The 11347-nt window shown below is 68.7% G+C and carries 11 protein-coding genes; 5 read left to right on the forward strand and 6 right to left on the reverse strand.

The genetic code is table 11. The features are described from left to right. Nucleotides 1-4: 4 nt before the first annotated feature. From TSO352_RS31630 to TSO352_RS31640, 3 genes are all read left to right on the forward strand, one after another. Nucleotides 5-3118, forward strand: coding sequence for an efflux RND transporter permease subunit (locus TSO352_RS31630; protein WP_109111244.1), 3114 nt, complete (start codon nucleotides 5-7; stop codon nucleotides 3116-3118). A gap of 76 nt (nucleotides 3119-3194) precedes the next feature. After that, complete coding sequence (locus TSO352_RS31635) at nucleotides 3195-3431, forward strand: hypothetical protein (RefSeq protein WP_109111245.1); 237 nt, start codon at nucleotides 3195-3197, stop codon at nucleotides 3429-3431. Further along, a complete protein-coding gene (locus tag TSO352_RS31640; protein WP_109111246.1) occupies nucleotides 3428-4303 on the forward strand; it encodes an SH3 domain-containing protein in 876 nt (291 codons plus the stop codon). Before TSO352_RS31635 ends, TSO352_RS31640 begins: the two co-directional genes overlap by 4 nt. Nucleotides 4304-4333: 30 nt before the next feature. Here TSO352_RS31640 and TSO352_RS31645 read toward each other — a convergent pair whose 3' ends face one another. The 4 genes from TSO352_RS31645 to TSO352_RS31660 all read right to left on the reverse strand — a co-directional run bounded on the left by TSO352_RS31645 (nucleotide 4334) and on the right by TSO352_RS31660 (nucleotide 8741). Then, a complete protein-coding gene (locus tag TSO352_RS31645) occupies nucleotides 4334-5119 on the reverse strand; it encodes an MlaA family lipoprotein (RefSeq protein ID WP_247872569.1) in 786 nt (261 codons plus the stop codon). A gap of 13 nt (nucleotides 5120-5132) precedes the next feature. Beyond that, nucleotides 5133-6002 (reverse strand): hypothetical protein, encoded by an 870-nt coding sequence (locus tag TSO352_RS31650; RefSeq protein WP_247872570.1) that lies wholly within the window; start codon nucleotides 6000-6002, stop codon nucleotides 5133-5135. A 106-nt stretch (nucleotides 6003-6108) separates the two neighbouring features. Beyond that, nucleotides 6109-7635, reverse strand: coding sequence for an ATP-binding cassette domain-containing protein (locus TSO352_RS31655; protein WP_109111247.1), 1527 nt, complete (start codon nucleotides 7633-7635; stop codon nucleotides 6109-6111). Beyond that, nucleotides 7632-8741, reverse strand: a complete 1110-nt coding sequence (locus TSO352_RS31660; RefSeq protein ID WP_247872571.1) for a hypothetical protein — start codon at nucleotides 8739-8741, stop codon at nucleotides 7632-7634. Before TSO352_RS31660 ends, TSO352_RS31655 begins: the two co-directional genes overlap by 4 nt. 268 nt (nucleotides 8742-9009) lie before the next feature. Between TSO352_RS31660 and TSO352_RS31665 the strand changes: the two genes are divergently transcribed. Beyond that, on the forward strand, nucleotides 9010-9411 hold the full coding sequence (locus tag TSO352_RS31665; RefSeq protein ID WP_109111249.1) for a DUF6524 family protein: 402 nt from the start codon (nucleotides 9010-9012) through the stop codon (nucleotides 9409-9411). 55 nt (nucleotides 9412-9466) lie between these two features. Beyond that, on the forward strand, nucleotides 9467-9871 hold the full coding sequence (locus TSO352_RS31670) for a DUF6524 family protein (protein WP_109111250.1): 405 nt from the start codon (nucleotides 9467-9469) through the stop codon (nucleotides 9869-9871). Here TSO352_RS31670 and TSO352_RS31675 read toward each other — a convergent pair. Both TSO352_RS31675 and TSO352_RS31680 read right to left on the reverse strand, forming a co-directional pair. Next, a complete protein-coding gene (locus TSO352_RS31675; protein ID WP_109111251.1) occupies nucleotides 9822-10559 on the reverse strand; it encodes a hypothetical protein in 738 nt (245 codons plus the stop codon). The two genes, TSO352_RS31670 and TSO352_RS31675, sit on opposite strands and share 50 nt — an antisense overlap. A 118-nt stretch (nucleotides 10560-10677) precedes the next feature. Then, complete coding sequence (locus tag TSO352_RS31680; protein ID WP_109111252.1) at nucleotides 10678-11109, reverse strand: hypothetical protein; 432 nt, start codon at nucleotides 11107-11109, stop codon at nucleotides 10678-10680. Between the last annotated feature and the right edge of the window lie 238 nt (nucleotides 11110-11347).

Consider the following 11347-nt stretch of genomic DNA (forward strand, 5'->3'; position numbering starts at 1 on the left):
CGCGATGTTCCAGCTTCTCGTCTCCTTCAGCCTCCGCCAGCGCCCCCTGGTCCTCATCGCCACGCTGCTGATGTCGATCTGGGGGGTGTTCGTCGCGCGCGACCTGCCGATCGACCTGCTGCCCGACCTCCACCCGCCGGTGGTGACCATCGTCACCGAAGCCGAGGGCTACGCGCCGGAGGAGGTCGAACAGCTCATCACCTACCCGATGGAAATGGTGCTGAACGGCATGCCCGGCGTGACCCGGGTGCGCAGTTCGTCCAGCCCCGGCTTTTCGCTGATCTATGTCGAGTTCGAATGGGGCACCGATCCCTACCGCAACCGGCAGTTGGTGACCGAGCGCATCGGCATGGTGCGCGAACGCCTGCCGCAGCGGGCGGTCCCGCATCTGGCGCCGCTGTCGTCGGTGATGGGACTGGCGATGCAGGTCGTGGTGGCCGCCCCCGGTGTCGACCCGATGGACCTGCGCGAGGCGGTCGACTGGATGATCCGGCCGCGCCTGATGGCGGTCGAAGGCGTGTCGCAGGTCTATGTGGTCGGCGGCGAGGTGCGGCAGTTCCGCTTCACCCCGAGCCCCGGCGCCATGCGCACCCTCGACATCACGCTGGCCCAGGTCGAACAGGCGCTGACCGCCTTCGGCGCCAACAGCAGCGGCGGCTTCAACGACCTGAACAACACCGAGTTCATCATCCGCAACGTGGCGCGCAGCCGCAGCCTCGACGACATGCGCAATCTGGTGGTCTCCTTCCGCGAGGGGCGGCCGGTCCTGTTGGGCCAGATCGGCGAGGTCGGCTTCGCCGCGAAGGTCAAGCGCGGCGACGGCAGCTACAACGGCAGCCCCGCGGTGCTGATGGCCGTGCTGAAACACCCGAGCGCCAACAGCGTCCGCCTGTCCGCCGCCGTCGAGGAGATGCTGAAGACGATCGAGCCGTCCCTGCCGAAGGGGATGAGCGCCAGCCAGGTGTCCTACAACCAGGCCGACCTGATCAGCGCGTCGATCGACAATGTGGAGCATGTGCTGCGCGACGCCATCATCATCGTCGCCATCGTGCTGGCGGCCTTCCTGTGGAGCGTGCGGACGACCGCGATCTCGCTGCTGGCCATCCCGATCTCGCTGATCGTGACGCTGATCATCCTCCATCTGCTGGGCACGACCATCAACACGATGACGCTGGGCGGCATCGCCATCGGCATCGGCCAGCTGGTCGATGATTCGGTCGTCTATGTCGAAAACACGCTGCGGCGCCTGGGTGAGAACCGACACCGGCATCGCCCGCTGGAGGTGATCGACGTCATCCTGCGTGCCTCGCAGGAGGTGCGGTCGGGCATCCTCTACGCCACGGCGATCATCCTCCTGGTGTTCCTGCCGCTGTTCGCCATGCCGGGCGAGCAGGGCCGGCTGTTCGGGCCGCTCGGCGTCGCCTACATCGTCTCGATCTTCGCCAGCCTGCTGGTGTCGGTGACGGTGACGCCGGCGCTGTGCGCCTACCTGCTGCCCAACATGAAGCACATCGAGGAGTCGCATGACGGCCGGCTGATCCGCTGGCTGAAGCGGATCAACGGCCGCGGGCTGAACTGGGCGCTGGACAACCCGCGCACCCTGCTGGCCGCCGCCGGGGCGCTGGTGGTGGGCGCGGCGCTGGCCCTGCCGCTGCTGCCCCGCTCCTTCCTGCCGCCCTTCAACGAGGGGACGCTGTACGTCCAGCTGCTGAACCGTCCGGGGATTTCGCTCGCCGAATCGTCCCGCGTCGGTTCGATGGCCGAAAGCATCATCATGCAGGTGCCGGAGGTGGTCAGCGTCGCCCGCCGCACCGGCCGCAACGAGGACGACGAGGACGCCGATCCGGTCAGCAGCAGCGAATTCCCGATTCGCGTGCGGCTGGACGGCCGCAGCCGGGCCGAGGTGATCGACGATCTGCGGACCCGCCTGTCGGTGCTGCCGGTCGACCTGACCGTCACGCAGTTCCTGACCTCGCGCATGGAGGTGGCGCAGAACGGTGTGCGCGGCGCCATCGTCCTGAAGATCTTCGGCGAGGATCTGGGCACGTTGCGCATGCTGGCGAACGGCTTCCGCGACCGCTTCAGCACCATTTCCGGCCTGACCGACCTGCTGGTCGAACAGCAGGTGCAGGTGCCGCAGATCCGCATCAAGATGGATTACGAGCGGGCCAAGCTGTTCGGCGTCACCCCGGCGCAGCTCGCGCAGGCGCTGGAAAGCCTGTCCAACGGCCACACCGTGTCGCAGGTCATCGACGGCGGCAAACGCTTCGACGTGGTCCTGAAGCTGTCCGACGCCGACCGCACCGCCGAGACGCTGGCCCAGATGCGGATGGAAACCCCGGCGGGCTACGTGCCCCTGTCGTCGGTGGCGACCGTGGTCAACGGCTATGGCCCGAACCAGATCATGCGCGAGAGCGGCATGCGCCGCATCGTCGTGACCGCCAACACCGACGGGTCGGACATGGCCGGCATCGTCGCCCAGATGCGCGCCGGCATGGCGGCGACCCCGCTGCCGACCGGCTACACCACCTCGCTGGAGGGCAGCTTCCGCCAGGAGGAGGACAGTCGCATGATCATGGCCGGGCTCAGCGCGATCTCCATGGCGCTGGTGTTCCTGGTGCTGTACCAGCGCTACCGTTCGGCGGTGCTCAGCCTCATCGTCATGGCCAACATCCCGCTGGCGCTGATCGGCTGCGTCGGCGCGCTGCTGCTGTTCGGGCAGGATCTCAGCCTCGCCGCGATGATCGGCTTCATCGCCGTCACCGGCGTCGCCGTCCGCAACGGCGTCTTGAAGATCAGCCACTTCATCAACCTGACTTTGCACGAAAGCGTGCCGCCCGGCCGCGGCCTGATCCTGCGCGGCTGCGAGGAGCGGCTGACGCCGGTCCTGATGACCGCGCTGTCGGCCGGTCTGGCGCTGATCCCGCTGCTGTTCACCTCGGACACGCCCGGCACCGAAATCCTGCACCCGGTCGCCGTGGCGATCTTCGGCGGGCTGATCAGCTCGACGTTGCTCGACACCCTCACCACGCCGGTGCTCTTCCAATGCTTCGGACAGAAGGCGCTGGAACAGCTGCGCGTCGTGGCGGAAGGTGCGCTGGCGACCGAAACCTTCTGACCACAGGCACCACCAGGGCTTGTCCGGCCACGGCCGGACAGCCGATCCAGGGCATCAGGGAGCATCGACGTTCATCATGGAACCGACGTCACTGACCGCGTTGATCGTCGCCGCCTCCATCCTCGGCGGTGTGGCGATGGATATCGGCGTCAACACGCTCCAGAACTGGTACGACACCTTCTATCAGGACGCCTTCTGGAGCAACCGGCAGATCAGCCCGGAGCTGAAGGCACAACTCGCCAAGGAAGAGGCCGAGATCGACCAGTTGATCCGGCAGAGCGATTTCGTAACCGAAGAGAATCCCCCGCAATGAGCTCCCTGCCGAACCACCGGCTGCTTTCCCGCCTGCGGGCCCCGGTTCCCATGGCGGCGTCGGCGGCGCTGGCGGTGGCCCTGCTTGCGGCCACGGTGGCGGTGGCCCAGACCGGCGCGCCGGCGCGCATCGAACCGCTGGACGCGGATTTCGTTGCCGCCAGCCGCACCAACATCCGCCAGCAGCCGTCGCTGAAAGGCGCGCGCGTTGCCCAGATCGACGCCGGCGCCAAGGTGCATGTCACCGGCAAGGTCGCCGACGCGCCGTGGTATCTGGTCGTCCGCGAGGACGGCAAAACCGGCTTCGTCGCCGTCGAGCAACTGCGCGCCCTCCCCGCCCCTCCGCCCGCTCCTCCGGCGGTCGCGGCCGCGCCGTCCGCAGTGCCGGAGATCGACGGCGCGTTGCGCGAGCGGCTGGACCGGATCGAGGCGACCCTGAAGGCGCTGGAACAGCGTCTGCCCGCCGCCAAGGACGTGGAGGCGCTGTCGGCCACCACCAGGGCGTTGATTGAGCGGGAGGAGAAGCGGGCCGCGGCGCCCGCGCCGGCGATGCCCACGGAACCGGGGCTTCTCGACGCGATGGGCAAGCTTCAGGATCAGGTTGCCGCGCAGCTCCGCGAGCAGCGGGCCGAGTTCAGCCGGCTCAGCGACCAGATCGGCTCGGTCGAATCATCGGTGCAACCGCTGATCGACTGGAGCAAGCGCTGGACGAGCGCGGCGGAACCGGCGGCGGAGAACGCCCGCGGCTGGGTGTCGTCCACCTACAGCACCGTCCGCGACTGGACGCTGGGCTGGGTGCCATGGTGGAACGCGGCCCCGCAGCCCGCTCCCGCCCCCGCCGCGGCGCCGCCCAAGGACGGCCCACGGGTGTGAGGCCGGTGCGGCGCCATCCACGCCGTCCGATCACTGGCTTTTGAGTTGGGCGCAGCGGGCGCGCCGCTGCTTCAGGTAGGCAGCGCGCGCCGCTTCATAGTCGCGCAGCTTGATGGCCTTGGCCTCGATGTCGAACTGCCGGGTGGCGGTGATGTCGGCCACCACCTCCACCGACTCGGCGATCACGATGGTCTGGAAACTGGCCCCGGTCCCCGCCAGGGCCCCGGCGGTGGTCCAGAGGATGACGTTCATCAGCACGATGTCGGCCACCGCATCGCGCCCGGTGCGCGGCCCGACGAACGGAAGCACCACATAGCCGTATTCGCCGACGCCGGCCCGACACAGGCTGAGGCCGATGTCGGTGTGGGTCGGGGTGTAGCCCCACTGCGACGCCGTGTCGTAATAGCCCAGCACGCCCACCGTGCTGTTGATGCTGAAACGCTGGGCGGAGCGCAAGGCGTTGCCGAACTCGCCGATCGCCACGCTGCTGACCGCGGTCAACGGCTCGTTGACGACGTTGGCGATGACGTTCTGCAGGCTGCCGGCGGTCGGATCGGGCGGCGCGGGCGGTCCATTCCCGCGAAACCACGCGCCGACGCTGTCCAGCCCGTCATAGACGCGCTGGTTGAACCCGAACATGAAGCGGCTGTAGCCGTCGATGATGCCGCCCGCCTCCGGCGCCGCGGACGCATCGGCTGTCGGCGGCGTCTGGGCGGGAGGCATTTGGGCAGGCGGCGCCTCGGCCGCCGCCGCATCGGCCATGACAGCGGCGGTCAGGACAGCGGCCAGAACGGCGGACCAGCGTGTTCGGGTCATCCGCGAACCCGCATCAGGTCCGCGGTGCCAAGCGGTTCAAGGCGGAGGCGACGGACTCGGCGATCCGGTCGACGGCCTCGTTGGCCGCGACGCGGGCCCGGGCCTCCCCGAGCCAGGCCCGGGCGACGGCCGCAGCCGGCGCGTCGAGGGCCGCCAACTCGCCGATGGCGCCGCGCAAATCGTCATCGGCCAGCCGTGCGCGCACCCGCCCGACGATGGCGTCCGACTGGCTGGGCGGCGTGTCGGCCGAATCGGTGGACCAGCCGGTCAGGTTGACCAGCCAGCCGACCACCGTGTTCCGCTGCTCGACACGGGCGATCCCGTCGACCACGCCGGCGAACTCGCGCCGCAACTGCGATTCCACCAGGATGCCGTTGACCGCGTACGGTTCGATCACCGCCAGCAGCGGTTCGAGTTCGGGCTGCTTCCCGCTCACCGCGCGGACCACCTTCAGCTCCGAATCGAACGGCACCGGGCGGCGAAGCGCCGTCTTCAGCTCCAGCAGCGCCAGCACCCGGGCCTGGGTTTCCAGCGCCGCGAAGGACGCGCCGGTCAGTGCCGCCTTCTCGCCGGCCTTGGCCTGCGTGTCCGCCAGCGTGCTCAGCCGGCGGTCGAGTTCGGCCACCGCCTGCCCCAGCCGTCCGGTCTCGACCTCCTGCCGGGCCTGCCACTCCAGGCCGGCCGGGCGCAGATGCAGGAAGCGGTACAGCGGCGCCGACCAGTAGGGCGCGGTCAGCGACGCGACGAGCGCCGCCACCGACAGGGCGAGCACGGTGCGGTGACCCGTCGGGCGCGCCTGGGCGGTCGGACGGCCACTGTCGACATCGGAATCCGAACCGAGCGGTCCGGAAGACGGCCCCGACTCCACATTGGTTGTCGTCATCGATCACCTCGGCTTTTGCGGTACCACGTTGGTCCCTTTTATACCTCATATGCGCGCCGGCCGCATTGCCGAATGCGCGAGGATTGCGACCTCGCGGCGCCGAATTCTACAGCGTCAGCACCGAAATGACGGCGTGGACCAGCAGGGTCAGCGTGACGCCGATGATGATCGACCGGGCGATCGACGCGTTGATCTCCAGCACCGAATCCTTGCGCCCGCCGCCGATGACGATGGCCGCCGCACCGGCCAGCAGGGCGCTCAGCCCGACCTTCAGCGCGACCCACAGCATGCTCGACGCCGGGTGGTAGCCGTCGGGCAGAAGCTTGCGGAAGAACTGCCCGCGCCACAGCTCGAAATCCTGCTGCGGAAACTGGGCGTGCCAGGTCTGCATCGAGGCCCAGCTCGCCATTCCCAGCGACAGCACCAGCAGCAGCAGCGATCCGATCACCATGTTGACGAGAATGGCGGAGTAGATGTAGCCGCGCGCGGCGATGCGCAGGTTGTCCATCGCCTTGAACTGCGACGACAGCGCCCGGTTGCCGATGTCGGCCGCGATGATGGCGTTGTTGCGGGCGACGAACAGGATGCTGCTGATCAGCGGCACCGCCACCGTTCCCTGGACCAGACCCAGCCCGACCAGCGTTTCGTCGTGCAGCAGGGACTTCAGATAGCCGCCGAACGAGTTGTAATGGAAGCCGAACCACATGGAGACGAAGCCCATGATCAGGGCGCCGGCCCCCATGTAGATCAGCATCAGCGGCGAGACGCACAGCTCCCAGAAATATTCGGCCATGTAGCGGCCGAGCCAGTGAAGGCGGCTGCGCCGGCCGATCGCCTCGGGCCAGGCGTTGCGGCGCGGCGGGCGCGCCGGCTGGTCCGCCGCCCCCGCCGCGGCCGGGCCGCCCGCAGCGCGGTCGAGCTTCAGCAGTTCGGCTTCGATGATGTCGGCGTCGCGCGGCACCTCGACCAGCCGGCGGGCACGGGTGTCGAACAGCAGCACCCGGTCGGCGACCGGCAGCAGATCCTTGACGTGATGCGCCACCACCAGCGCCGGCTTGCCCATGCTGCGCGACAGGTCGCGGATCAGCTCGCCCAGCCGGCGCGCCATCGGCACGTCCAGGCCGGAGTTCGGCTCGTCGAACAGCAGCACCGGGCGGTCGGCCAGCAGCGTGCGGGCGATGGCCAGCCGCTGGCGCTGCCCGCCGCTGCAGGACGCGACGGTCTTGCGCGGATCGATGTCGCCCAGCAGGGCGGTCGCGGCGGCGACCAGGTCGGGTTCAAGCCCGTGCCCGGCATGGTCGGCGGCGATGCGGAGGTTCTCCAGCGCGCTGAGGTCGCTGAACAGCGCGTGGTCCTGGAAGACGATCCCGCCAACCAGGCTGCGTTCGGTGGCAAGGTCGATCGAACGGCCGCCGCAGCCGAGCCGCCCGGTGACCCGCCAGCCGCCGTCCCCGGTGTCGAGCAGCCCGCCCAGCAGCTGCACGATGGTGGATTTGCCGCTGCCGCTCGGCCCCACCAGCAGCACCACCTCGCCGGGGCCGATGCTGAAGCTGGCGTCGCTCACCAGCAGCCCGCCGCTGGGCCGCAGGATGGTCATGCCGGCAATGTCGAGCTGGTACGGCGTCCTGGTCATTGCGGCACGCTGTGCAGGAGGGGGCGCGGAGCGAACTGGTCCAGGCGCAACATGGCTTCGCGCTGCTGCGCGCTCATCAGGATGATCAACTGGCCGCCCTCGCCGGTGAGAAGGCCGCGGAAGGTGTAGGCGGCGATGGCGTTGAGATCGGCGTGCGGATGCACGCCGAACAGCACGTTGGGCGCCAGCCGGCCCAGTTCGCCCACCGGCTTCGCCAGCGGGGTCAGCGAGGCGCTGAGGCGCGGGTCGGTGACTAGACGGCCCAGCACGTCGCGGACCCGCGTGTCGCGCGCCACCGCGTCCATCACGGCGCCGGCGAAGGTCTGCAGGAACGCCTTGGCCTGCCAGCTTTCAAAAAGCCGCTGCGCCGTCTTCTCGAGCACGCCGCGGTCGCGCACCTCGCGCTGGATGGATTCGATGGTCTGGTCGATCGGGCTCAGATCCCAGGGTTTGGAGCGGAACACGTCGACCATCGCGCCCATGTTCGCCCCGATCAGGTCCCAGATCATCGGCTCGACCCGTTTCAGCACGATCCCCTTCAGGTCGCGCCCGATCAGGTCGTGCAGCATGGGTTCGGCACTGCGCAGGAACTCGTCGTAGGCGGCGCGGGTTTCCGGCGCCCGCCAGGCGTCCTCGATCGCCTGACGGCCGATGTCGGTCAGGTCGTTGCGGTAATCGTTGACGAACTCCGGCGACGCCAGCACCGTGTCGATCGCCTCGCGCAGGCCACGGCCGACGGCCTGGACACCCCGCCAAAGCTCCGCCCGCTCCTCGTCCGACGCCAGCAGCCACAGGACGCGGATGTCCGCGTTCAGCAGCACCGCCTCGCTGCTCTGGATCAGCCGGGGGTCGGCGGGATCGAACAGCGTCACGCCGATTTTCCCGTCGGGCCGGCCATGCGCCGTCCCGGCACGCAGGGTCGAGCGGTCGGACCGCATCAGGAAGACCGGCACCGGTTCACCGCCCGGCGCGATGTCGCCCGGATCGCGGACCTGAAAGGTGATGGTCGGCGACGCTCCCCGCGTCGGCACGGTGGCCCAGCCCGCGGCGAGGAACAGGCCGCCCAGCGCAAGGCTTGCGATGACCGACGCCGTCCGGCTGAACAACGCTTTCCCGAAATGCACGAAAGCCGACCCACCGTCTGTTTCTGCCGACGCGGCCGCCCGTTCCGGGCCCGCGCCACGCGTGATATCACCGTGGCAAGCGACACATTGCAAAGACATTCGTCGCCCTGGCCGTCGCCTTGGCCGTCGCCTTGGCCGTCGCCTTGGCCGTCGCCTTGGCCGCAGCAATGGCCGTCACAGTGGCATCGGTGGCCACGAACGCGTAAACTGCGCGGCGGTCGCATCCTCAACCGCCGTTCGGACCTCAGCCATGATGACAACCGCAGGCTTCGTCGTACGGCTGCTGTTTGCGCTGATGCTCGTGTTCGGCATCTACAACCCGTTCGGCTATTCCTACTATCACTGGCTGATGAGCGACTCCGGAGACTGGACGGTGAAGCTGTTCGCCGGGGTGACCATCGCCTTTCTTCTGTTCATCCACATCCAGGCGACGTGGCGGTCGATGAAGCTGATCGGCGTCACGCTGATCGTTCTGCTGGCCGGCAGCCTGGTCTGGGTTCTGGCCGATTACGACGTGATCGACCTTGGTGATCCCACCGTGCGCTCGATGGTGGCGCTGTCCTGCGTCGCGGCCGTGCTGGGCGCCGGCCAGTCCTGGTCGCTGATCCGCTACCGGCTGAGCGGTCAGGTCGATTCGCAGAGCCTCACCTGATGGCACGGAGGTCGACAGCCGGGGCGACCGTCGGGCGTGAACGCCGGGAGGCACCGTGAAGAGCTTCGGGTTTTTCATCCGCGCCCTCAGCTGCTTCCTGCTGCTGTTCGCCACCTGGAATCCGTCGGGCTATTCCTACCTGTCCTGGCTCGACACCGACGACGGCAGCCGGCTGTCGCTGAAACTGGCGGTTGGCGTCCTGCTGCTGGCGACCTACGCCGCCTACGCGCGAATCGCGTGGGTGGCGCTGCGGTGGATCGGCACCCTGACCTGTCTGGCCCTGCTGATCAGCGGCTATCTGGCGATCCGCCATTTCGGCCTGCTCGACCCGAACGCGCCGTTCTGGAACAGCGCGGTGGTGCTGATCTTCTCGTCGGTGGTGCTGTCCGTCGGGGTCTGCTGGTCGCACATCAAACGCCGGATTTCCGGCCAGTCCCACGTGTTGAGTCCCCCGCCCTGAAACGCCGCCGGCTGGTGCCCTGGCGACTGGTGACGACCGGCGCCCCCATCGGGACGAGCGCCTTCGGAATGCGGAAATGGCGCTGGCGATGGAACAGGCCCAGCACGTTGTAGCGGTATTCCTGGATCGCCAGGATCGCCACGGCCAGGACCCAGAAATTGAGCCGGTTGAGCATCCAGAGCAGCAGCAGGGCGGTGTACAGCGTCGTCACCGCCGTCAGCGAGGCGATGATCAGGTCGATGGCGACCGACACCACCGCCGGGCGCCAGTGAAGCGACGCGAATCCGGCCGCCTGCCGGCCGAGGAGCAACGCCAGCGCGATCCCAAGCCCCAGCGTCAGGTTGAGCCGCTGGTCGTCGCGGGCAATGCGGTCGGCCAGAGAGTCCGGCGCCTCCCACAGCCGTTCCACGACGATGGTCCGGAACGTCACGGCGTCGATGTCCCACGGCCCGCCGGACGCGAACAGGCCGTCCAGGCTCAAGGCGCCGCCCGGCAGGGGGGTGGTCGCGATGAAGCAGACGCCGATCAGCACGCCGGCCATCTCGACGACGGCGACGCGCCGGCGGCCATAGACCTCCCAATGCCCCGCGGCATCGACGACCCAGCGGTAGAACAGCAGCGGCGCGATGACGAGCAGCGGCACCAGGGCAAGCGGTCCGCTGGTCGTCAGAAACTCCAGGACGTCCATCGCGCACCGCCCAGCCGGTCATCGGCGGTCCGCAAGGATCGGACCGCCGCGTTCATACGCCACGCAGGCTCCGCGCCGTTCGGCGCGCGCCTGCCGCCGCGGGCGATACCGCCCGGGATCAGACCTCGACCTTCTTGTACCAGCCCTTCGTCGGCAGCAGGCCGGCGCGGCGTGGCTTCCAGCCGTTCTCGATCATGATGCGCTTGACGTGACGACGGGCTTCCTCCTCGCCGATCGCCTCGTTGGAGAAGTCGCGCAGGATCGACGCAGTCTGTTCGAACTGCTTCTTGCTGATCTTGCCCTTCTTGCCGGCATGCTTGTCGAGCACCTGGCGGATCCGCCGGCCGGCCTCGCTCTGGAACACGTAGTCGTTGTCTTCGGCCACCGCGCGAAGCACGCCGCGCGCCTCGTCCAGCGACAGGCCGCAACGCACGACACCGTCCTCCAGGACCCGGCGTTCGGTGTCGCGGTCGATGTATTTGCTTGCCAGTCCGTTGAGCTTCACCAAATCGGCAAACTTGCGACGCGGGTCGTCGAGCGTATCGGCCATTGCAGCTCCGGACAAAAGGACCAAGAAGGCGCACTCCGGGGCGGAGGCGCCGAGACGGGCATAGTCTGCGCATTAAGCGTAAGCACTTAGTAAAAAGTCAAGAATGCACCTGCCCGAATGGGTAGCCTGAATGATGGGGGACGGCCCCGGCGCGGCACCCCCCTATGGACAGGCCACCGCCTCCCGGCCCGCGGACGGCCGTGGCGCCGATTGTATGACCTTCGGTGCCATCGCCTTG

The sequence above is a fragment of the Azospirillum sp. TSO35-2 genome, from assembly GCF_003116095.1.
GTDB lineage: Bacteria > Pseudomonadota > Alphaproteobacteria > Azospirillales > Azospirillaceae > Azospirillum.

Bases quoted from the DNA above. Each gene is read 5' to 3' on its own strand.
- TSO352_RS31650 (WP_247872570.1), bottom strand. From the start codon at position 6,002: ATGACGACAACCAATGTGGAGTCGGGGCCGTCTTCCGGACCGCTCGGT.
- TSO352_RS31640 (WP_109111246.1), top strand. From the start codon at position 3,428: ATGAGCTCCCTGCCGAACCACCGGCTGCTTTCCCGCCTGCGGGCCCCG.
- TSO352_RS31680 (WP_109111252.1), bottom strand. From the start codon at position 11,109: ATGGCCGATACGCTCGACGACCCGCGTCGCAAGTTTGCCGATTTGGTG.
- TSO352_RS31665 (WP_109111249.1), top strand. From the start codon at position 9,010: ATGATGACAACCGCAGGCTTCGTCGTACGGCTGCTGTTTGCGCTGATG.
- TSO352_RS31630 (WP_109111244.1), top strand. From the start codon at position 5: ATGTTCCAGCTTCTCGTCTCCTTCAGCCTCCGCCAGCGCCCCCTGGTC.
- TSO352_RS31645 (WP_247872569.1), bottom strand. From the start codon at position 5,119: ATGACCCGAACACGCTGGTCCGCCGTTCTGGCCGCTGTCCTGACCGCC.
- TSO352_RS31635 (WP_109111245.1), top strand. From the start codon at position 3,195: ATGGAACCGACGTCACTGACCGCGTTGATCGTCGCCGCCTCCATCCTC.
- TSO352_RS31675 (WP_109111251.1), bottom strand. From the start codon at position 10,559: ATGGACGTCCTGGAGTTTCTGACGACCAGCGGACCGCTTGCCCTGGTG.
- TSO352_RS31655 (WP_109111247.1), bottom strand. From the start codon at position 7,635: ATGACCAGGACGCCGTACCAGCTCGACATTGCCGGCATGACCATCCTG.